At 60.6% G+C, this 20464-nt stretch carries 18 protein-coding genes; 11 read left to right on the top strand and 7 right to left on the bottom strand.

Translation table 11 applies throughout. The features are described 5' to 3' along the window. Nucleotides 1-103 precede the first annotated feature (103 nt). From fdxA to DTW90_RS13545, 3 genes are all read left to right on the top strand, one after another. Complete coding sequence (gene fdxA / locus DTW90_RS13555) at nucleotides 104-442, top strand: ferredoxin FdxA (RefSeq protein WP_132522303.1); 339 nt, start codon at nucleotides 104-106, stop codon at nucleotides 440-442. A 405-nt stretch (nucleotides 443-847) separates the two neighbouring features. Then, nucleotides 848-1420: a CarD family transcriptional regulator gene (locus DTW90_RS13550; RefSeq protein WP_149338925.1), complete on the top strand. Its 573-nt coding sequence runs from the start codon at nucleotides 848-850 to the stop codon at nucleotides 1418-1420. A 375-nt stretch (nucleotides 1421-1795) separates the two neighbouring features. Next, nucleotides 1796-2659 carry an RNA polymerase factor sigma-32 gene (locus DTW90_RS13545; RefSeq protein ID WP_149338923.1) on the top strand — a complete coding sequence of 288 codons (864 nt, stop codon included), beginning with the start codon at nucleotides 1796-1798 and terminating at the stop codon, nucleotides 2657-2659. A 62-nt stretch (nucleotides 2660-2721) separates the two neighbouring features. On the opposite strand, the gene DTW90_RS13540 is transcribed toward DTW90_RS13545, so the two are convergent. Together DTW90_RS13540 and DTW90_RS13535 are read right to left on the bottom strand one after the other, a co-directional pair. Then, the gene (locus tag DTW90_RS13540; protein WP_132522297.1) at nucleotides 2722-4266 is read right to left on the bottom strand and encodes a M48 family metalloprotease; all 1545 of its coding nucleotides are present in this window, start codon (nucleotides 4264-4266) and stop codon (nucleotides 2722-2724) included. 430 nt (nucleotides 4267-4696) lie between these two features. Further along, complete coding sequence (locus tag DTW90_RS13535; protein ID WP_149338921.1) at nucleotides 4697-6232, bottom strand: MDR family MFS transporter; 1536 nt, start codon at nucleotides 6230-6232, stop codon at nucleotides 4697-4699. A 118-nt stretch (nucleotides 6233-6350) separates the two neighbouring features. Here DTW90_RS13535 and DTW90_RS13530 point away from each other — a divergent pair, with 118 nt between their 5' ends. The 7 genes from DTW90_RS13530 to DTW90_RS13505 all read left to right on the top strand — a co-directional run bounded on the left by DTW90_RS13530 (nucleotide 6351) and on the right by DTW90_RS13505 (nucleotide 14639). Then, on the top strand, nucleotides 6351-6875 hold the full coding sequence (locus DTW90_RS13530) for a MarR family winged helix-turn-helix transcriptional regulator (RefSeq protein WP_149338919.1): 525 nt from the start codon (nucleotides 6351-6353) through the stop codon (nucleotides 6873-6875). 62 nt (nucleotides 6876-6937) lie between these two features. Then, nucleotides 6938-7588, top strand: coding sequence for a thiamine diphosphokinase (locus DTW90_RS13525; protein WP_149338917.1), 651 nt, complete (start codon nucleotides 6938-6940; stop codon nucleotides 7586-7588). A gap of 3 nt (nucleotides 7589-7591) precedes the next feature. After that, nucleotides 7592-9421: an ABC-F family ATP-binding cassette domain-containing protein gene (locus DTW90_RS13520; RefSeq protein WP_149338915.1), complete on the top strand. Its 1830-nt coding sequence runs from the start codon at nucleotides 7592-7594 to the stop codon at nucleotides 9419-9421. Nucleotides 9422-9558: 137 nt separating this feature from the next. Beyond that, nucleotides 9559-9999 (top strand): response regulator, encoded by a 441-nt coding sequence (locus DTW90_RS13515; protein ID WP_149338913.1) that lies wholly within the window; start codon nucleotides 9559-9561, stop codon nucleotides 9997-9999. A gap of 72 nt (nucleotides 10000-10071) precedes the next feature. Next, nucleotides 10072-10227, top strand: a complete 156-nt coding sequence (locus DTW90_RS37115) for a hypothetical protein (protein WP_165927799.1) — start codon at nucleotides 10072-10074, stop codon at nucleotides 10225-10227. Between the two features lie 60 nt (nucleotides 10228-10287). Then, nucleotides 10288-11472, top strand: coding sequence for an efflux RND transporter periplasmic adaptor subunit (locus tag DTW90_RS13510; protein ID WP_132522287.1), 1185 nt, complete (start codon nucleotides 10288-10290; stop codon nucleotides 11470-11472). Then, on the top strand, nucleotides 11469-14639 hold the full coding sequence (locus tag DTW90_RS13505) for a multidrug efflux RND transporter permease subunit (RefSeq protein ID WP_149338911.1): 3171 nt from the start codon (nucleotides 11469-11471) through the stop codon (nucleotides 14637-14639). The genes DTW90_RS13510 and DTW90_RS13505 overlap by 4 nt, the downstream gene beginning before the upstream one ends. Before the next feature lie 91 nt (nucleotides 14640-14730). On the opposite strand, the gene DTW90_RS13500 is transcribed toward DTW90_RS13505, so the two are convergent. From DTW90_RS13500 to DTW90_RS13480, 5 genes are all read right to left on the bottom strand, one after another. Further along, nucleotides 14731-15459: an SIS domain-containing protein gene (locus tag DTW90_RS13500; protein WP_132522283.1), complete on the bottom strand. Its 729-nt coding sequence runs from the start codon at nucleotides 15457-15459 to the stop codon at nucleotides 14731-14733. A 37-nt stretch (nucleotides 15460-15496) separates the two neighbouring features. Next, nucleotides 15497-16654 carry an N-acetylglucosamine-6-phosphate deacetylase gene (gene nagA, locus DTW90_RS13495; RefSeq protein WP_149338909.1) on the bottom strand — a complete coding sequence of 386 codons (1158 nt, stop codon included), beginning with the start codon at nucleotides 16652-16654 and terminating at the stop codon, nucleotides 15497-15499. Beyond that, entirely contained in the window at nucleotides 16654-17679 is a 1026-nt protein-coding gene (locus tag DTW90_RS13490; protein ID WP_149338907.1) for an SIS domain-containing protein, read from the bottom strand. Before DTW90_RS13490 ends, nagA begins: the two co-directional genes overlap by 1 nt. Next, nucleotides 17676-18449 (bottom strand): GntR family transcriptional regulator, encoded by a 774-nt coding sequence (locus DTW90_RS13485; RefSeq protein ID WP_149338905.1) that lies wholly within the window; start codon nucleotides 18447-18449, stop codon nucleotides 17676-17678. Before DTW90_RS13485 ends, DTW90_RS13490 begins: the two co-directional genes overlap by 4 nt. A 115-nt stretch (nucleotides 18450-18564) precedes the next feature. Beyond that, nucleotides 18565-19593: an aldose epimerase family protein gene (locus DTW90_RS13480; RefSeq protein WP_149338903.1), complete on the bottom strand. Its 1029-nt coding sequence runs from the start codon at nucleotides 19591-19593 to the stop codon at nucleotides 18565-18567. A 190-nt stretch (nucleotides 19594-19783) separates the two neighbouring features. Here DTW90_RS13480 and DTW90_RS13475 point away from each other — a divergent pair, with 190 nt between their 5' ends. Then, the gene (locus tag DTW90_RS13475; RefSeq protein WP_149338901.1) at nucleotides 19784-20434 is read left to right on the top strand and encodes an HD domain-containing protein; all 651 of its coding nucleotides are present in this window, start codon (nucleotides 19784-19786) and stop codon (nucleotides 20432-20434) included. Nucleotides 20435-20464 lie beyond the last annotated feature (30 nt).

The following is a 20464-nucleotide window of genomic DNA, read 5'->3' as shown; positions in this document are numbered from 1 at the left end:
TGACCATGCATCCCAGCATCGCCATGCCCGCTTCGGCTCCCGGGAAAAAGGCGTGACGTTCCAGGTTGCCCGTTCCCGGAAAACCACGATCCTGGAGTGCCTCATGACATATGTCGTGACTGACAATTGCGTTCGCTGCAAATATACCGACTGCGTCGAAGTCTGCCCGGTCGACTGCTTCTACGAAGGCGAGAATTTCCTCGTCATCCATCCCGATGAATGCATCGATTGCGGCGTTTGCGAGCCGGAATGTCCTGCCGAGGCGATCAAGCCGGATACGGAGCCGGGTCTCGACAAGTGGCTCAAGGTCAATGCCGAATATGCCTCCATCTGGCCGAACATCACCGTCAAGCGCGAGCCGCTGCCGGAAGCCAAAGAACTAGATGGCGAAGAGGGTAAGTTCGAGAAGTACTTCTCTGCAAAGCCCGGTACCGGCGACTGATTAGCCCGCTAAGGCGAGGCTCTGAGCCTTGTTGGAGCGGCTTCAGATCAATATATAAAGCTCCATGATCGGGAAACGCGGCAGCGTGGCCGCGGTGGCTCATTGGGCATGGGGAAAGCAAATTATTGATTTCCTCAGTTTTTTGTGATAGCCTCCTCATACTGATCCAAATGCGGCAACGAATGCCCCAAGTCATCACGAAAGCAAATAACCAATCCGCACGCGGTTTCCTTGACATATCAGCCCTTTGAGTTGTCGGGTCTCTGATCACGATGGATAGTTTTCTTTTTGCGTGCGTCTGGCTGGACCAGAATGAAGTTACCCGACGGTATTACCGTCTCATCCGGGCCTGACTGACCCGGCCCCGGATTTTTCCGGGTGCGTAACAGGGAGTTTTTGAAAAGAATGACGACCCAGCAGAAAAAACCAGCAGCAGTACGCCATGGCTTCAAGATGGGCGAAGCGATCGTATATCCGGCCCATGGTGTCGGCACGATCACCGCTATCGAAGAGCAGGAAGTCGCGGGCATGAAGCTTGAACTCTTCGTGATCGACTTCGAAAAGGACAAGATGCGGTTGAAGGTCCCGGTTGCCAAGGCCATGAGCATTGGCATGCGCAAGCTTTCCGAGACCGATTTCGTTGAGCGTGCGTTGAAGGTTGTACAGGGCAAGGCTCGCGTGAAGCGGACCATGTGGTCCCGCCGTGCGCAGGAATATGATGCAAAGATCAATTCCGGCGATCTGATCTCGATCGCTGAAGTCGTTCGCGACCTCTATCGTGCCGAGAACCAGCCGGAGCAGTCCTATTCCGAACGCCAGCTCTATGAAGCTGCGCTTGATCGCATGGCGCGTGAAATCGCTGCTGTGAACAAGATGTCGGAAACCGAAGCTGTCCGTATCGTCGAGACCAACCTCAACAAGGGTCCGAAGCGCGGCAAGACGATCGAGGAAGACGATTCCCAGGAAGAAGCTGCATAAGCTTCACTCGCATTTCTTTCTTCAAAAAACCCGGCCTTGAGCCGGGTTTTTTATTGGAACTTTTTTCTGGGAGCCGCGTTAACACATCGTAACTGCGACTGGTTGCAGGGTTTCGCTGCGATCAGAAGAATTCAGTCGATATGCGAGAGGACGGTTCATGCGTTTTCACCTGAAGCCTCCCAGCGGTCTGGAGATACATGGTTCGAAAGATCGCTTCGGCAAGGCCGATTTGAAAACATAGTCGATCCGGGGTCTCGAAAGAGGCCCCCGTAGCATTCCAACTCAGAGCTTTTTCACCCGGCCAGCGATGTTCGGGACGGGTTTTTGTTGCCTTACCGCCGGAAGGGCGGAAGCCGAATTTCAGGGAGATGCATTATGAAGGCCATGTCTGCAGATCGGCGCATGATCAAGATTGCAATGGCTGCCCCTTACCTTGGCCGCGACGAGGAACATGATCTCGCGATCCGCTGGAAGGATCATGAAGACCGGAGCGCCCGCAACAAGATCGCCACGGCGCATATGCGCCTTGTCATTTCGATGGCGGGCAAGTTCCGCAATTTCGGCCTGCCCATGAGCGATCTCGTTCAGGAAGGCTATGTCGGGCTCCTCGAGGCTGCCGCACGCTTCGAGCCGGAGCGGGAGGTCCGCTTCTCCACTTACGCGAGCTGGTGGATCCGCGCGTCGATACAGGACTATATCCTCCGGAACTGGTCGATCGTGCGCGGTGGCACGAGTTCGGCGCAGAAGGCACTGTTCTTCAATCTGCGTCGGCTGAGGGCCAAGCTCGCCAGGGGCGACACACATCTCACCGTTCAATCCATCCATCAGGAAATCGCGGCAGCACTCGGCGTCAGCCTTGCCGACGTTCAGGTGATGGATGCGCGGCTTTCTAGCAACGACGCTTCCCTGCAGGCGCCGTCGATATCAAGTGATGCTGAGAGCGCGGAGCGCATGGATTTCCTCGTCAGCGATGAGCCGCTTCCCGATGAGCAGGTTTCCAACATGATCGATGGAGAGCGTCGCCGCGTATGGCTTGCATCGGCGCTCAAGCATCTCAACGAACGCGAGATGCGCATCATCAGCGCCCGACGCCTGGCCGAAGACGGCGCAACGCTCGAGGAACTGGGCGCCGACCTCGGCATTTCCAAGGAACGTGTCCGCCAGATCGAGAGCCGGGCCATGGAAAAGCTGCGCAGCGCGCTGGTCAACGCCGACCCGCGCATGGCCGCATACGCCTGAGCATCCAATTTACTTAAAATGTCAGCACGATGCCTTGAGGTCCGGTTCTGCCGGACCTCTTTTTATTCCGAAATGATCTTTACACGGTCGCCCGGCGCGACGTTCGCACCTGTCGGCAAGGCGTTGATCAGCTTGAAGAGATCGAGCTTGCGATCGGTACCCATCATGCGGGCGGCGAGCGTGGTGATGGAATCGCCGGGACGCACTGTCACAACCCTTATGCGCAGCGGCTTCAGGGAGGCCGCTTCATCGGGCGTCATATGGCGGAAGCTCGCGCGCAAGACATCGGCCGTCTGCTCCAGCGCCGGGCTTCCCTTCGGCACGGCCGTCAGGAAACGGAAGATCTGTGCCTTGTCACGGATAACGGTGACGTCGAAATCCCAGCGGTCGGCGGAAGCATGTGCGGTCACCGCCTCCATGCCGTTGACCGTCAAAGGCTTGATCGTCGAAGGGTCGAGGCCGGTGACCCAGCCGCTCGAGATATAATTGGTGAGGGTCTGGTTGTCGGTGTCTGCGACGCCGTCGAAACGGATCGCTATGTCGCCGGGGCCGGTCGCCAGGACAGCCTCGACCTTGTTGTCGATGCGGAAGTCAGGCGGGACGTCGAAACGGATGCCGAGGCCGCCATGCAGGAAGGTCTGGCCGCGGACATAGCCTTCTTCCGGGCTGTCGCCATAGAGAAGGCCGTCGATGCCGTCGAGGAAGTAGTTGCGGCCGGTATCGCCGACCTTGCCCTGTTCGCCGAATTCATGGGCATGCTGGCGCGCGAGATCGATGCGTTGCGGCGTGCTCGGATGGCTCGAAAGGAAGTCGAGGCTCTGGTCGGCATCCGAATTGGCAGACATGAAACGGCTGTAGGCTTCCATCGAATCCAGGAAGCGCGCCGCCGCATAGGGATCGTAGCCGGCTTCGCCGAGCGTGCGGATGCCTATCTCATCGGCCTGCAGTTCCTGCTGGCGGGAGAATGCGGCAAGCCGCAGCTTGCCGCGCGCGAGCGCCTCCTTGCCGGCGAGATCGCTCGAGAGGACCTCGGCAACGACGCGGCTCGCAATGACTTCGGCTTCTTCGCGCTTCTGCCGCTCGATACCGTGGTTCGCGGTCACGTGCGCCATTTCATGCGAAAGGACAGCGGCGACTTCGGACGCATCGTTTGCCAGTGCCAGCAGGCCGCGGGTCACATAGAGATAGCCGCCAGGCAGCGCGAATGCGTTGATCGCGGGGGAATTGAGGATCGTGATGCGGTAGGATTGCTGCGGATTTTCAGAGACGCTGGTCAATGCACCGGCAATACGGGCAACGAGCCGTTCGGTCTTGGTATCCTTATATTCGCCACCGTAGCTGGCGAGAATGCGGGGGTGCTCGCGGGCTCCCATCTGGGCGCGCGGGTCGTTCTTCTGGACTTCGGATACGATCTGCGGCGTCGAGGAGGGTGAAACGTTCGGCTGGTAGGACTGGTCCACCAGCGACTGGCAGCTGTTGAGAATGCCGCCTGCGACAAGCACGATGGCAAGACGTCGCGCGAATACCGTGCGTAAGCGTTGCCGCGCGAAGCCGGATGATCGCGATAGGGTAGGCTTCGTCTGCGTCAGTGCCTGTTTGCCACTCATCTCGTATTCACACCGACAGAGCGCCGGGTCGTGCCGATCGTCGCCGCGCTTCGTCAAAGATTCAATCCACCTCGGCTATCGTTCCGCCCTCCGGGTGGTATCGGTCCTCTTGCTCTAGCTGATTTCAGCATCGGTTGCATAGCGAGACTCTGTTTAAATGTGGCGCCGTTGTATTTTGGCAAGCATGTCGTTCTGGATCCCGCTCCCTCGCAACAATGAAATTATGGCGAAAATCGAGGCAGCTTGCCGCATTGGCTTCAATCTGGACAAAAACGATAGGCCAGTGATGTGGATGGGTGCTGAGGAGGCGGAGCGATGGGGATCATGCCGCTGGCTTAGTAATCGAGCCGCAACGGCGTTTCTGTCTCCCGACTGGCATGGGCAAACAGCAAGGGGCGCAAGTGCGCCCCTCCGGCAGGAATCGCAGCCTTTATTCTGCCGCGTGTGCGGCCGCGGCCGGGTCCAGCTTCTTCGAAGCGCCCGGGAGCTGTACATTCTTGAGCGAGATTGCGGTCACCAGGCCGATCAGGCAGGTGGCGGCAGCCGTCATGAACAGCGGGCTGAAGGCTGCGGCATAGGCGTTGGCAACCGCCTCGCGTGTCGCATCCGGCAGAGCGGCCATCATCTTCGGCGTCAGTTCCTCGATATTGCTGACGCCAGGGATCGACAGGCCGATATCGCCGAGCTTTGCGGCGATGATCGCGCCATAGATCGAGATGGCGATGGAGGCACCGCCCATGCGCGACAGTGTCACGGCGCCTGTTGCGGCCCCCACGTCGCGGTTGGCCGCAGCATTCTGCACGCCGATAACCGGAACCTGCTGGGCAAGGCCGATGCCGATGCCATGAAGCAGCATGAGAGCGCCGATCAGGAAAATCGGCGTGCCGGCATGCACCTGGGACATGAAGGCAAAGGCAATCATGCTGCAGCTGGCGCTGGCGATGGCGAAGGGCTTGTAGCGGCCGGCTGCCGCAATCATGCGCCCGGCGGAAAGCGAGCCGCAGACGATGCCGCCGGTCAACAGGATGAAGAGCAGGCCGGCCATGGAGGGCGAGAGGCCCGTCGTCGTCTGCAGGAAGAGGGCGAAATAGTTGACCATGCCGATTGCGACCGCACCGCTGGTGACAGAAATGATCAGCAGCAGGCTGAAGGTCGGGTTGCGGAAGAGCGACATCGGGACGATCGGCTCCGGAGCCCGCCTTTCGACGAGGACCCAGGCGATGGCACAGATGACGCCGCCGGCGATGATGGCAAGTGTGGGGGCAGAGAAGAGGGAGCCGAAGAGTTCGCTGCCGTCGGCGGCAAGCACGATGCTTGTCGTGGTCAGGGCAAGCAGGATAGCGCCGGCATAGTCGATCTTCGGCTTGCGGGCCGGCTTGCGGAAGGGAAGCATGGTGATCAGGCCGGCGAGGCAGATGAAGCCGATCGGCACGTTGACGAGGAAGATCGAACGCCAGCCGAAGAGGTCGCTCATGGTGCCGCCGAGAACGGGGCCGATTGCGCCAGAGGCCATAAGAACAAGGCTGGAATAGCTCTGGTAGCGAGCGCGCTCGCGCGGCTCGAAGAGATCGGCATTGATCGAGAAGATCGAGACGAGAATGCCGCCGCCGCCGAGGCCCTGCAGGACGCGCGACGCGATCAGCGTGTTCATGGAGACGGAAAGACCGCAGACCGCGGAGCCGACCGTGAAGATGGTGATCGCCGTGATCATCACATATTTGCGGCCGAAGAGATCGCCGAGCTTACCATAGACCGGCATGACGGCGCTCAGCGAAAGCAGATAGGCCGATCCGATCCAGCCGAAGCGCTCGAGGTGCCCGAACTCGCCGACGATCGTCGGCAACGCGGTGGAGACGATCTGGTTGTCCAGCGTCGCCATGAACATCGCGGTCATCAGGAAGAAAAAGAGAATGAGCCGCCGACGGGGATCCGCCACGAGCGGCGCGGGCGCAGTCTGCATATCCATGGGAGCAATTATCCGATCTGAAGTCGCTTATATATGTGCTAATAGCATATAAGTGTCAATGACACTTTAATGCGAATTGCATGTTTTCATCCTCGCACAGCTCTGGTATGGTCGAATTATGACAGCAGCGGCGAGCACACGAGAAATTGATGAAAACCAGCCGGTCGAGGAGGATATCCTTCGGATCGGCGAGGTGATGACGCGGATGCGCCTGATGACGGGACGCCGCATGATCGGCCGTCTTGCCATCCAGAATGTCGCGCCGGGCCTGGAGCTTTCCAATCTGGACGTACTTGACGCCGTCCGGCGGGCCGAGACAAATGGCGAGGTCACGGTCGGCACCATCGCCGAGGTGTTGCGCATCGATCCGTCGCGCGCCAGCCGCATAGTCGCCGACATGGTGAGCCGTGGCGTTTTGCGCCGCAAGGCATCCCAGGCCGATGCCCGGCGCATCGTGGTCGTCATGACGGCGCTTGGGCAGCGATTGCTCTCAGAAATCCAGGCGCAGAAAATGTCGGTCATCGAAGGCGTCGTCGCTGATTGGCCGGCAGAGGACATTGAGGCGTTCTCAAAGCTCTTCAACCGGTTCGTCGGCGGCTATGAGGAAGCTTTTCGTGGTCGGATCAAGGAAAGTGACGACTGATCCCGTCCTTTGCGCGGCTGGCTCTTCCCTGAGGGGCTGACTTTGAGCTATGGGCTTGGCGCATGAGCCAATCCACCTTCACAATCCTGCTCGGCGGCGAATTGCGGTTGACCGACCGCTTGCGCGCAGCCATTTCGGGCAGCCGCTTCATCGCTGCCGACGGCGGCATGAGGCATGCGGCGGCGCTCGGCATTACGCCGGAACTGTGGGTCGGCGATTTCGACTCGACCTCGCCTGATCTCGATAGTGCTTTTCCCGAGGTTCTAAAGCAGCCCTATCCTGCGGCGAAGGCGGCTACGGATGGCGAGATCGCCGTTTCGGAGGCGATCGATCGCGGTGCGAAGCGGCTCATCCTTGCCGGCGCGCTTGGCGGCCCGCGCTCCGATCATGCGCTGCAGCACCTGCTTTATGCTGTCAGCCTCGCCGAGCTGGGTTTCGACATGCTGCTGACGTCGGGCGAAGAGGAGGCGGTGCCGCTACTTGCGGGCGAAATCGAGCTCGACCTGCCGGCCGGGAGCCTGTTTTCCGTTCCGGGTTTCAGCGAGCTCAAAGGCCTCTTCATTCACAATGCGCGCTATCCGCTCATGGATTTCCATTTGCCCTTCGGCTCGTCGCGCACCATTTCCAATGTGGCGGAGGGCCCCGTGCGCTTTTCGCTGGCAAGCGGCAGGGCAATCATCCTTGCGCGCCCCTATGATCTTTCCGGAGTCTGATTTTTGGCCCCCCCCATTCTGAAACTCGATGATGTTTTCCTGAGCTTCGGCGGTGCGCCGCTGCTGGCCGGCGCCAACCTGCAGGTGGAACCGGGCGACAGGATCTGCCTCGTCGGCCGCAACGGTTCCGGCAAATCGACGCTTCTCAAAATCGCCGCAGGCCTTGTCGAAGCCCAGTCGGGCGAAGTCTTCCGCCATCCTTCCTCGACGGTGCGCTATCTTGAGCAGGCACCCGATTTTTCCGGTCACAAGACGGTCGCCGCCTATGCCGAGGCCGGGCTCGGCCCGAGTGACGATCCCTATCGCGTCACCTACCTTCTGTCTCATCTCGGCCTGACGGGCGAGGAAGACCCGACGATGCTATCGGGCGGCGAGGCGCGCCGGGCGGCCCTGGCACGCGTCATGGCGCCGGAGCCGGATATCCTTTTGCTGGACGAGCCGACCAACCATCTCGACCTGCCGACTATCGAATGGCTGGAAGGCGAGCTACAGAAGACGCGTAGCGCTCTCGTGCTCATCTCACACGACCGCCGTTTTCTGGAAAAGGTTTCGACCGCGACCGTCTGGCTGGATCGCGGCACGTCACGGCGGCTCGACCGGGGATTTGCTTTCTTCGAGGCCTGGCGCGACGAAGTGCTGGAGGCCGAGGAGCTGGAACAGCACAAGCTCGGCAAGGCGATAGAGCGCGAGGAACATTGGCTGCGCTACGGCGTGACGGCCCGGCGCAAACGCAACATGCGCCGCCTCGGTGAGCTGCAGGGCATGCGGGCGCAGTATCGCGGGCACAAGGGGCCGCAAGGCTCGGTGCAGGCCTCGGCCTCGGATGCGCAGGAATCCGGCAAGCTGGTCATCGAGGCGGAGAAGATCGTCAAGAGCTATGGCGACCGGACGATCGTCGCGCCCTTCTCGATCCGCGTCCACCGAGGGGATTGCATCGGTCTGGTGGGGCCGAACGGTGCGGGAAAGACGACGCTTCTCAAGATGCTGACCGGCCAGCTCACGCCTGACAGCGGGACGGTCAAGCTCGGCACCAATCTTGAAATCGCGACGCTCGATCAGAAGCGCGAGGATCTGAATCCGAACGATACGCTTGCCAATTACCTGACGGACGGGCGCGGCGAAAACCTGCTGGTCAATGGCGAACAGCGCCATGTGACCGGCTACATGAAGGAATTTCTCTTCCAGCCAGAACAGGCACGCACGCCGATCAAGAACCTTTCCGGCGGCGAGCGGGCGCGTCTCATGCTGGCACGCATCCTGTCGCGGCCGACGAACCTTCTGATCCTCGACGAGCCGACCAACGATCTCGATATCGAGACGCTGGATCTGCTGCAGGAAATCGTTGCCGGTTTCAGCGGCACTGTCATCCTCGTCAGCCACGATCGCGATTTTCTCGATCGCACCGTGACCTCGACCATTGCGCCGGCCAATCCCGACGCGCCCGATGGACGCTGGATCGAATATGCCGGCGGCTATACCGACATGCTGGCGCAGCGCAAGGGTGCCGCCGACGAGCGAAGGAAGGCCGAGAAGGCCGCCGAAAAGCCCAAGGCATCCGACACGACGGCGCCGGTAGCCGACGCTTCCAAGGGTAAGGGAAAGCTCTCGTTCAAGCAGAAATTCGCGCTCGAAAACCTGCCGAAGGAGATGGCCAAGGCGGAGGCGGAGATTGCCGCGCGCGAGAAAAAGATGGCCGATCCTGCCCTTTTCACCAAGGATCCCACGACCTTCAACAGGCTTGCAGCCGAGATGGAGAAGTTTCGCGACAGCCTGATCAAAATGGAGGAAGAATGGCTGGAGCTGGAGATGCTCAGGGAAGAGCTCGAAGGCTGAAATCCCGATTCTTCATAGTTAACAGGCGGTTAATCAACGAAAATATGTTTCCCGATGGAACATTTTCCGCTATATCAGATTACGCTGCATAGCCATATGGACCTCTAGGCAGGTCATTTCCGAAGCGAATTTGCCTCATGTCGGCAGAGGTCGTGCGTCGCCGGCGGAAGGATGTAGTTGTGAATCAGAAAGTACTAATCGTCGAAGACGAATTTTTGATCGCGCTCGATCTTGAAGATGTTGTCACGAGCTGCGGCCTCGATGTCGTCGGGATCGCCAACAGCGCGGACCGGGCGCTGGCAGCGGCACCGCTGGCCGATATAGCCCTCGTAGATATCAATCTGTCCGATGGCGCTACCGGTCCCGAAATCGGCCGAAAGCTCGCGGAAAAAGGCATCGCCGTCATCTTCATGACCGCCAATCCCGAAGCCGTGTCAGGGGGCGTGGAGGGGACCCTCGGCGTCGTGCATAAGCCCATCACGCCGCGCGTTGTCCGCGAAACACTGAAATATGCCGCCAGCCGCAGGACCGGACAGCTTGCCGCCGTGCCCTCGGAATTGCGGGTTTTTCAGGCTTAGACACCAGCGGATCACCGAGGCCGGTGCCGGCAATCGGCTCGCTTTCCTATTTACTTCGGTCAAAGAATGCGCATGATCGCAGATGCGATCGAGGCGTTTGCTTCTTGGGGGTCAGGAAGCAAAATACATAATTTTCAAGAATTTGATTTTCAGCCGCTAACACCATTGACGTTTGAACTGGTGCTGACGCTGGCCTTACGTGCGTTGATTGTCCTCGGATCGAAATAGACTGCATGTCGTCGATGGTGCCGGGAATTATGCTCCCGGCTGCTTGCAAAGGGGATACGCATGAAGCCTGATGTCTTGAGATCTACGCTGCTTGGTTTTTCTACCGCCCTTATCCTGAATTCGGCCGTTCTTGCCCAGAATGCCCCACCTCCTCCCGTCACCGTTGCCAAGCCTGTCGTTCGCGACGTGGTCGACAATGACGAGTTCATTGGTCGCTTCCAGGCACGGGAAGAGGTCTCGGTCCGCTCGCGGGTGGGGGGCTATCTACAGGAGATTCACTTCAGCGATGGTGCGCTGGTCAAGCAGGGCGACCTACTCTTCGTCATCGACCAGCGGCCCTTTTTAACGGCGCTCAATCAAGCAAAGGCGACGCTGGAAATAGCCAATACGGCACTGACCTACGCCCAGGCGCAGTTTTCCCGTACAGAGTCCCTGTCGCAGACCGGTAGCCAATCGGCTTCCACCCTTGATGACCGCCGGCGTGACCTGCTCTCAAGCCAGGCGAATGTTCGTGGATCGCAAGCGGCTTTGGAGCGTGCCCAGCTCGATCTCGACTACAGCAAGATCACCGCGCCGCTCAGCGGGCGCATCGATCGTCATCTGATTTCGACCGGCAATCTCGTCGAGGCCGATCAAACGGTGCTGACGACCATTGTCGCGCTCGACCCGATCGACTTCTACTTCGATGTCGATGAACGTCGCATGCTGAACTATGCGGCAACCGCGCGCTCTCGCGGCAGCGACCTTCAACAGGGTGGCGGCGGCCTCGATGTTACCGTGCGCATCGGCGATGCAGCTGGAACGACCTTCAAGGGGAAGCTGGACTTTGCCGAAAACCGCGTCGATTCGGAGTCCGGCACGATGCGTGTCCGCGCCAGCTTCGCCAATCCGGATTTCGTATTGCAGCCGGGTCTTTTCGGTCGCGTGGATATTTCCGGGTCAAATACCTACCGCGCGGTCCTCGTTCCTGATGAGTCGATCGGTTCGGACCAGAATGAACGTGTGGTCTTCGTCGTCGGTCAGGACGGCACTGTTAGCACGAAGTCCGTCCGTCTCGGGCCGAGGCTTTATGGATATCGTGTCATCCGTTCCGGTCTGACCGGCGATGAGACCATTATCGTCAACGGCATTCTTCGCGCCCGTCCGGGTGGCAAGGTAACGCCGACAATGACCGATCTGCCGAAGGAACGCACCAACGCGCCGCCGGAATCGGCTGCAGCGGAAGATACGGGAGCGGCGCAATGAGATTCGCTCACTTCTTTGTCGACCGACCGATCTTCGCGTCGGTCATCGCCATTATTTTGCTGGTGGTTGGCACGATTGCCTACACGCAGCTTCCGGTCTCGCAATATCCCGAGATCGCGCCGCCGACCATCGTCGTGCGCACGTCCTATCCGGGCGCGGACTCCCAGACCATCGCCGATACGGTCGCAACGCCGCTGGAGCAGCAGATCAACGGCGTGGAAGACATGCTCTACATGTCCTCCTACTCGACGTCAGACGGGTCCATGTCGCTGACGCTGACCTTCAAGCTCGGAACCGATCTCGACAAGGCGCAGGTGCTTGTCCAGAACCGCGTCTCGATCGCGTTGCCACGCTTGCCCGAAGAGGTCCAGCGCCTCGGCGTGACGACGGACAAGAGTTCGCCCGACCTGATGATGGTCATCCATCTCCTGTCGCCGAATGACCGTTACGACCAGCTCTACGTCTCCAATTATGCGCGTAACCGCATCCGCGACCAGCTCGTGCGCCTCGAAGGCGTCGGTGACGTGCAGATCTTCGGCGAGCGGCAATATTCGATGCGTATCTGGCTCGATCCGGAAAAGCTTTCCGCCTATCAGATGACGTCGTCTGACGTCGTGCAATCGCTGCGGGACCAGAACGTGCAGGTCTCCGGCGGCTCGATCGGCGCTCCGCCGGCAACCGAGGCCAATGCCTTCGAATATACGGTGCGAACGGAAGGGCGTTTTTCCGACGCGCGGCAATTCCGCTATGTCATTGTGAAGTCGACGGCATCGGGGCGGCTGGTGCAACTGCAGGATATTGCTCGCATCGAACTCGGCGCGCAGGATTACGTCACCAACAGCTATCTCGACAATAAACCGGCCGTCGCGCTCGGCATTTTCGCTCGCCCGGGCACAAACGCGCTCGATACCGCCAAACAGATCAAGGGGATGATTGGCGATTTGTCGAAAGATTTTCCGCCAGGGCTGGAATATCGCATCGTCTACGATACGACAGAGTTCATCTCCGACTCGATCTTCGAAGTCTATCGGACCATTGGTGAAGCGGCCATTCTCGTCGCCATCGTGGTGCTGGTCTTCCTGCAATCCTGGCGTACCGCCCTCATTCCGATCATCGCGATCCCCGTATCCCTGATCGGCACCTTCGCATTCCTGCTCGCCTTCGGCTTTTCGCTCAACATGTTGACGCTGTTCGGCCTAGTGCTTGCGATTGGTATCGTGGTGGACGACGCAATCGTCGTGGTGGAAAACGTCGAGCGAAATCTGGAAAAGGGGATGACGCCGAAGGAAGCGGCGCATGTGACCATGAACGAGGTGGGAACGGCCGTCATCGCCATTTCGCTCGTGCTCATCGCCGTCTTCGTTCCGACAGCTTTTATCCCTGGCATCACTGGGCAGTTCTACAGGCAGTTCGCGGTGACGATCTCGATCGCGACCGCGATTTCGGCGCTGAATTCGCTGACGCTCTCGCCGGCACTGGCATCGATCCTGCTGCGAGCGCATGATCATCACCGGCTGCGTCAGGATCCGTTCTCCCGCTTCGGCCGGGCGCTCGCCAACGGTTTCAACAGCGGTTTCGATCGGATGAGCCGGGGTTATTCCTGGATCGTGCGTCGCATGGTGAGCAGCTTCCTCGGCCTCGCCTGCTCGTTCCTCGTCTTCCTGTGCCTGCTTGGCGCGACATGGTTCATGGGCACGAAGGTGCCTTCGGGCTTCATTCCGACCATGGACCAGGGCTATGCGATCGTCGTCGTGCAATTGCCCGACGGTGCATCGCTGGAACGCACGGATGCCGTGGTCAAACGCGTCGCCGATATCGTCAAGGCAACGCCTGGCGTCGGCAATGCCGTCGAATTCGCAGGGTTCAGCGGCGCGACCTTCACCAATGCTTCGAATGCCGGTGTCGTCTTCGCTCCGTTCAAGCCCTTCTCGGAACGCCTAAAGGACGGCGATACGGCGACGAAGATCATCGGCGAACTCTATGGAAAGCTGCAGAGTATCCAGGAAGCCTTCATCATCGCCATTCCACCGCCCTCGGTGCGTGGCGTCGGCAATTCCGGCGGCTTCAAGATGCAGATCGAGGATCTCGATAATTCCAACATGACGCGCGCGCTCGGCTTAGCGCGGCAGCTGATGGTGACGGCGAACCAGACGCCGGGTCTAACGGGCGTCTTCACCACCTTCTCCGATTCGAGCCCGCAATATTACCTGGCGATCGATCGCGACAAGGCGCGGCTGCTCAACGTGCCGATCCCGAACATCTTCGATACGCTCTCGATCAACCTCGGCGTTTCCTATGTCAACGACTTCAACGCCTTTGGCCGTGTCTATCAGGTGCGCGCCCAGGCGGACAAACAGTTCCGCATGGATCCCAACGATGTGCTGACGCTGAAAGTACGCTCGGCGACCGGTGCGCTGGTTCCGCTCGGCACGCTTGTCGACATCCAGGATTCCAGCGGTCCGGCCTTGGTGCAGCGCTACAACATGTATGTCTCGGTCCCGTTGCAGGGCAATCCGGCGCCCGGTGTCGCGACCGGCACGGCGATTGCCAAGATGGAGGAACTGGCGCGCAACATCTTGCCGCCGGGAACGACCTTCGAATGGACGGAGCTTGCCTATCAGGAAACCCATACCGGCAACACGGCGATCTATATCTTTGCGCTGTCGGTCATCTTCGTCTTCCTGGCGCTGGCGGCGCAGTATGAAAGCTGGGTCTTGCCGCTGGCGATCATCCTGATCGTGCCGCTTGCCGTCTTGGCGGCGCTGATCGGCGTCTACCTGCGCGGGATGGACAATAACGTGCTGACGCAGATCGGCCTGATCGTGCTGATCGGCCTTGCGGCGAAGAACGCGATCCTGATCGTGGAATTCGCGCGTCAGGCGCAGGAAGAGGGCAAGGATGCGGTGGAGGCCGCCGTCGAAGCCAGCCATCTGCGCTTGCGGCCGATCCTGATGACGGCGTTCGCCTTCATTTTCGGCGTCTTGCCGCTGGCGATCGCGACTGGCCCCGGCGCGGAAATGCGTCAGTCACTAGGCACGGCGGTGTTCTCCGGCATGCTGGGCGTAACCCTGTTCGGCCTGTTCTTGACCCCGGTCTTCTACGTGATCCTGAGAAGGGGGCGAAAGCCGGTCGAGAAGAAGGCCGAAGCCGAAGAGGCTGCGGCCTGACCTGGGCACTGACCTGGGCGCGGTGGAACGTCGCAAGCTTGATTTGGACGAGGCCGGCCTTGCGCCGGCCTTTTCAATATCAGAGCAACTCTCAAAGATGCGGGTTGCGCGGTCGGTACTTCTTGACCAGTGCCTGATTGATTTCCTTGGCGCCGGGCATGTTGGCGCTAAGGTAGATCGGCGGGTTTCCGTCGCTGGAAAGCTGGGCTGCAACTTCGGCGAAGACGGCGTTGAGCACGGTCACGCCGATTGCGGTCGAGACCGGCCCGACCTTCAGATCGCTTCCCGGCAAATCGATCACGGCATCGCCGGGTGGAAGCCCGTTGTCGAAGACTATGTCGGCAATGTCGGCGAGCCTGCGCCGGCCGTTGGCGATTGCGCTCGAATAGGCAACCGAGGTGATGCCGATGACCTTGGCGCCGATTTCGCGACCATAGTCCGCAGCCTCGATCGGCGCGGCGTTGACGCCGGAATTGGAGGCGATGATCAGCACATCGCCCGGCTGCATGCCGTATCGCTCCAGAACCGGGCGCACCAATCCCTCCGTCCGCTCGTAGACGGAGCTTATGACGGCGCCCTCGTGCAGCATTGCCGACCCCACCAGAACGGGGATGGTGAAGGCAAGGCCGCCCGCCCGGTAGTGTACTTCCTCGGCCAGCATATGCGAATGGCCGGTGCCGAAGACGTAAACGCGCCGGTCGGCACGGGCAGCGTCGCAGATCGCGGCAGCCGCCTTTGCCATCGGCTCGGCCAATGTCTCGCGAAGTACACCCAGCCGGTCTACGAGATTGGCGAAATAGGCATCGGTGATTGCGGTCATTCCGTCATCTCCTGGTTTCGAACGGCTCGGGCTGGGATCAGGCGGAGGCTTCGCCGGCCATCCATGTCGCCGTTACCTCGATCGCATCGTTCAGATGGGCAAGGTCGGCCCTTGCGCCTGGGGACAGATGGCCGCGATCCTTCAATTGCAGGAAGCGGGCAGGGTAGGACGTCGCCATGCGCAGCGCTTCGGCGAGCGGCAATTCAAGGATGCTGACGCCGTAGCGAATGGTGGACGCCATGTCGACATCGGAGCCGGCAAGCGTGCCATCGGCGAGCACGACCTTGGAGCAGAATCCTCCGGCCTTGCGATAGACGGTTCGACCGTTCAGCGTGAAGCTGTCCTTGTCTGAGCCGACCAGTGACATGGCGTCGGTGACGAAGAACAGCCGGCCTTCGCCGCGCTTGCCGCGCAGGGCGGTGCGCAATGCGCGCGGATCGACGTGATGGCCGTCGGCGATGATGCCGCACCAAGTTGACGGATGGTCGATCGCCGCGCCGACGAGCCCGGGGGTGCGATGCCCGAGCTGGCTCATGGCGTTGAAGAGATGCGTGACGCCGCGGGCGCCGGCATCGAAGCGGGCATCGGCCTCGTCGGCTGTGCAATCCGAATGGCCGATGCTGATGATGACGCCGGCTTCGCTCAATGCCTGCACCTGGCGGGGTGTTACCTGCTCTGCGGCCATGGTGACCATCAGCGTGCCGATCGCCTCCCGGACGCGAATGAAGGCCTTGACGTCGCTGTCTTCTACCGGGCGCATCAGTTCGGCAAGATGGGCGCCCTTGCGCGCTGGCGACAGATGCGGTCCCTCGAGATGCAGGCCGACCACGCCGCGATCGGCCTTGACGGCTTCGATGGCACCCTCGATTGCCGCCGTCGTTGCGGCTGCGACATCGGTGATCAGCGTCGGCAGCAGGGCGGTCGTGCCGTAGCGCCGATGGCCGTCGGCGATGATATACATGGATTCGGCTGATGGTTCGTCGTTCAGCATGCGGCCGCCGCCGCCGTTGACCTGGGCGTCGATGAAGCCCGGCGAGAGCACGCCGCCTTCGAGCGCTACGATCTCAGCGCCTTCCGGCGCATTGCCGGGTGCGGTGATCGCCTGCACCCGTCCGTTTGCCGTCACAAGGACGCTGTCCTCATGGAAGCGCTCGCCGTCGAAAATGCGAGCGCCGCTAAAGACCTTGTATTGCATCACATGGTCTCCGTGACTTTCAGAAGATTAGCCGGCTTATCCGGATCGAAGCCCTTGCGGCGCGTGACCTGTTCGATGAGGCGATAGTAGCAGAGCAGGGATACCAGCGGATCGATAAGGCCGTTGCCGGTCGACGGCATCGAAAGATTGATGCCAGGAAGCGGGGTGCTGGAGAAGGAGACAGTCGTGGCGCCAAGGCTCTTCAGTCGCTCCAGCGCCTGGGCATTGTGCGCGAAGGCGGCGTCGTCGGGCGCAAAGGCGATGATGGGGAAGCCCGGCTGCACGAGGCGCATCGGGCCATGCATCAGTTCCGCCAACGAGAAGGCTTCGGCGTGCAGCCCGGAGGTCTCCTTGGCCTTGAGAGCGGATTCGAGCGCGATTGCGAACGCAGGTCCGCGGCCACCGGTGTAGAGCGAGCTTGCGTTGAAGAGCACCTCTTCGACGGCCGCGCCATCGATGCTGGCCGTGCCGGCGAGCGCCTGGGGCAGTCGTACAAGACCGTCGCTCAATTCCTTCGAGCCCGAAATCGCAGCCGTCACGCCGGAAAGAGCGGCGACCGAAGCGATGAAGGATTTCGTGGCGGCAACGCTCTTTTCAGGCCCGGCATTCATGTCGAGCACGATGTCGGCTTCCCTTGCGAGCGGGCTGTCGGTCACGTTGACGACCGCGATGGTCGTTGCGCCGCCGCGCTTGGCAGCGGCCTGCAGCGCGATGATGTCAGGGCTGCCGCCGGACTGCGAGACGGTGAAGTGGATACCGCCCTTCAGGTGCAATTGCGAACCATAAACCGAGGCGATCGACGGCCCGACGGATGCGACGGGAACGCCGCAGGAGATTTCGAAGAGATATTTGAAAAAGGTGGCGGCATGGTCGGAGGAACCGCGGGCCGCGGTCGTGACGACCGACGGTCTGGCGGAGGAAAACAGTCTGGCAATCTCGGCGAAAGCCGGCCTTTCCTTCTCCAGGAGGGTTGCGACCACTTCGGGCGATTGGCCGGCTTCCTTCAGCATCAGGGACTGGGTCATAGGTCTTCTCCAATTCTCAATTCTGCAACGAAATCATAAGCATCGCCGCGATAATGCGAGCGGGTGTATTCAACGACGCGCTGGTCTTCCAGGCGGGATACGCGTTCGATGAGCAGCGCCGGCGCGCCCGGCTGAACATCCAGAATGGCGGCGGACGACGGATCGAGCGTCACCGCGGTCAGCCTCTGCTGGGCGCGAACGGGGCGAAAACCCTTCTCGCTCAGCGTATCATAGAGCGAACCTTCGCCTGCCGCATCCTCACCCAGAAACTTGACCGGAATGACGGCTCTTTCAATGGCGAGCGGCAGGCCGTCGGCCAGGCGCAAACGGTCGAGACGCAGAACCGGTTCGTCGATGCCGATGCCGAGAAGGAAGATTTCCTCCGGCGCCGGCTTGCCGATTACGCGCGACAGGATCTTTGCGGCCGGCGAGCGTCCGCGGGAGCGCATGTCGGCCGAAAAGGACGAAAGCCGCCAGAGTGGTTGTTCGAAGCGTTCGACCTTCTGCGACACGAAGGTGCCGCTGCCGTGGCGGCTTTCCAGCGCGCCCGACGACATCAGATCGCGATAGGCGGTCCGAACGGTGACGCGGCCGAGCTGCAGCGCTTCCGCCATATCCCGTTCGCCCGGCAGGGAGGCGCCCGGCTTCAGGAGACCTTCCTGGATGAGACCCGTCAGCGCCATAGCCAACCGCTTGTAGAGCGGACCGGTCATGGTCTCGTCCCGCAAGCCACGGCTGTTCAACTCCGCTATCAAACTGGTTCTATCCATGGGTTAATAATGGAACCTATTTAGAACCAATTCGCAAGCGAATTTTTGATGACAGCGGAAAACGAAACGGCCGGACGCTGGGCATCCGGCCGGAGTATTTCGTGACTTTTGGGGATCAGTTCTTGCTGAAGATGTAGTCCGTCTCCTGCCGCAGCACTTCGCCGGGGCGCAGGACGGCATTGGGGAAGCCTTCGTGATTGATGGCGTCGGGCCAGATCTGGGTTTCCAGGCAGAAGCCGGCAAAAGGCCCGATCCTGCGGCCGCCATGGCCCGGTACCGGAACGTTCAGCTTGAAGCCGGCATAGAATTGCACGCCCGGCTCCGTCGTACGCACTTCCAGCGAAACGCCGGAATTGTTGCTGCGCGCCAGAATAACCGAACGCTTGGCAGTGCGCTTTTCGGAGAAGCAGAAATTGTGGTCGTAAAGGACCTGTTCGCCGTCCTGGAAGCGCTGCTTCATCGGCGACATTTCGCGGAAGTCGAAGGGCGTGCCTGCGACTGAGGGGATGTCGCCGGTCGGGATCTGCCTTTCGTCGGTCGGCAGATAGTGATCCGCGGCAATCATGATGTCATGGTCCAGCGCATCGTCGCGGCCGTCGAGGTTGAAGTAGGCGTGCTGGCAGAGATTGGCGAGCGTTGGCTTATCCGTCGTGCTTTCGTAGGTGATGGAGAATTCGCCGTTGCCGTGAACCCAATAGGTTGCCTGGATCGTGCAATTGCCGGGATAGCCGCCGCGGCCGTCGGCATCGACGATCTTGAGGACGACGCGGTCGGCGGCGTGTTCGACGATGGTCCAGTTCCGCTTGGCGGTGTTGTCGTGCCCGCCGTGCAGGTGGGTAACGCCGTTTTCGTTGAGGTCCAGCTGATAGGTGTGTCCATCAAGCGTGAAGCGACCTTCGGCAATACGGTTGGCGCAACGGCCCGGCGTCGCGCTGAAATAGGCCGAGTGGGCCGGATAGTCGTCGAAATTGTCGAAGCCGAGGAGAAGTGGCGCGTCGTGACCGTCCAGGCGCAGGTCCTGAATGACGGCGCCCCAGGTGATGATATGCGCCGTCAGGCCGCCGCCTGATATCTTGACGCGATAGACGGTTTCTCCCTGCGCAGCTTTCCCGAAGACTTCTCGTTCCAAAGTGTTTTCCGTCATGGTCGTGTTCCATTCCTGGCTGAATTCGTGTTCGGACCCTGCCTCTATTTGCCGTTTTTCGCAATTGTCTCGTCGTCAAGAATACGGCCTTGCCCGGAACGAGCAAACTGCGCCGGTAATGTGCAATCGGAGTGACGCTGTCGGCGATTATTCTTAAGTCCAACAGCAAGCGTGCCTTGGAGGGATTGCGATGAATACCGTGCCGACAAAAGTCCTCGCCGGAGTTGTCGTGCCCGACACGCCGCTGGTTGCGCAGTCCATGGATTATGCCCGGACGATTTCCGCGCCCTATCTCTTCAATCACGCGGTCCGCTCGTGGCTGTTTGCGGCACAACTCGGACAATTGCGGGATGTCGACCATGATGCGGAGGTGGTTGCCGTCGGGACATTGCTGCATGATATCGGCCTGACCGACAGCGTGACCGGGCCGAGGCGTTTCGAGATCGAGGGTGCCGACGTCGCCAGGACCTTCGTTCGCGAACGCGGCTTCGACGAGAGGCGAGCCCAACTGATCTGGGACAGCGTGGCGCTCAATTCGACTCCGTCGATCGGTCTGTTCAAGGAGGCGGAAGTCGCGCTCTGCACGGCGGGAATAGGGCTGGATTTCGGTGGGCGGGCGTTCGATGAAATCCCGACATCTACGATGAAGGCAATCCTCGACGCATTTCCGAGACTGCAAATGAAGAAGCGGATCACAGACTGCTTCTGCTGCATTATCGAGACGAAGCCGGAAACGACATATGACAATTTCGCCCGCGATTTCGGCGAAAAATTCGTGGCCGATTACCGCAGGCCGTCATCGGTTGTCGATTTCCTGATGAATTCGCCTTTCGAGGAGTAGCGGCTGTTTGCGCTACCCCTGGGGTCGCCT

This window comes from Neorhizobium sp. P12A, from assembly GCF_008365395.1.
Lineage (GTDB): Bacteria > Pseudomonadota > Alphaproteobacteria > Rhizobiales > Rhizobiaceae > Rhizobium.
Note: the sequence above shows the minus strand (reverse complement) of the source record. Positions and strands in the feature narration are given on the sequence as shown.

What these genes read in the sequence shown, in the direction of transcription:
- DTW90_RS13545 (WP_149338923.1), top strand. Translation starts at nt 1,796, where the DNA reads ATGAAGGCCATGTCTGCAGATCGGCGCATGATCAAGATTGCAATGGCT.
- DTW90_RS37115 (WP_165927799.1), top strand. Translation starts at nt 10,072, where the DNA reads ATGATCGCAGATGCGATCGAGGCGTTTGCTTCTTGGGGGTCAGGAAGC.
- DTW90_RS13535 (WP_149338921.1), bottom strand. Translation starts at nt 6,232, where the DNA reads ATGGATATGCAGACTGCGCCCGCGCCGCTCGTGGCGGATCCCCGTCGG.
- DTW90_RS13530 (WP_149338919.1), top strand. Translation starts at nt 6,351, where the DNA reads ATGACAGCAGCGGCGAGCACACGAGAAATTGATGAAAACCAGCCGGTC.
- DTW90_RS13515 (WP_149338913.1), top strand. Translation starts at nt 9,559, where the DNA reads ATGTCGGCAGAGGTCGTGCGTCGCCGGCGGAAGGATGTAGTTGTGAAT.
- DTW90_RS13525 (WP_149338917.1), top strand. Translation starts at nt 6,938, where the DNA reads ATGAGCCAATCCACCTTCACAATCCTGCTCGGCGGCGAATTGCGGTTG.
- DTW90_RS13500 (WP_132522283.1), bottom strand. Translation starts at nt 15,459, where the DNA reads ATGACCGCAATCACCGATGCCTATTTCGCCAATCTCGTAGACCGGCTG.
- DTW90_RS13510 (WP_132522287.1), top strand. Translation starts at nt 10,288, where the DNA reads ATGAAGCCTGATGTCTTGAGATCTACGCTGCTTGGTTTTTCTACCGCC.
- DTW90_RS13490 (WP_149338907.1), bottom strand. Translation starts at nt 17,679, where the DNA reads ATGACCCAGTCCCTGATGCTGAAGGAAGCCGGCCAATCGCCCGAAGTG.
- fdxA (WP_132522303.1), top strand. Translation starts at nt 104, where the DNA reads ATGACATATGTCGTGACTGACAATTGCGTTCGCTGCAAATATACCGAC.
- nagA (WP_149338909.1), bottom strand. Translation starts at nt 16,654, where the DNA reads ATGCAATACAAGGTCTTTAGCGGCGCTCGCATTTTCGACGGCGAGCGC.
- DTW90_RS13505 (WP_149338911.1), top strand. Translation starts at nt 11,469, where the DNA reads ATGAGATTCGCTCACTTCTTTGTCGACCGACCGATCTTCGCGTCGGTC.
- DTW90_RS13480 (WP_149338903.1), bottom strand. Translation starts at nt 19,593, where the DNA reads ATGACGGAAAACACTTTGGAACGAGAAGTCTTCGGGAAAGCTGCGCAG.
- DTW90_RS13475 (WP_149338901.1), top strand. Translation starts at nt 19,784, where the DNA reads ATGAATACCGTGCCGACAAAAGTCCTCGCCGGAGTTGTCGTGCCCGAC.
- DTW90_RS13540 (WP_132522297.1), bottom strand. Translation starts at nt 4,266, where the DNA reads ATGAGTGGCAAACAGGCACTGACGCAGACGAAGCCTACCCTATCGCGA.
- DTW90_RS13550 (WP_149338925.1), top strand. Translation starts at nt 848, where the DNA reads ATGACGACCCAGCAGAAAAAACCAGCAGCAGTACGCCATGGCTTCAAG.
- DTW90_RS13485 (WP_149338905.1), bottom strand. Translation starts at nt 18,449, where the DNA reads ATGGATAGAACCAGTTTGATAGCGGAGTTGAACAGCCGTGGCTTGCGG.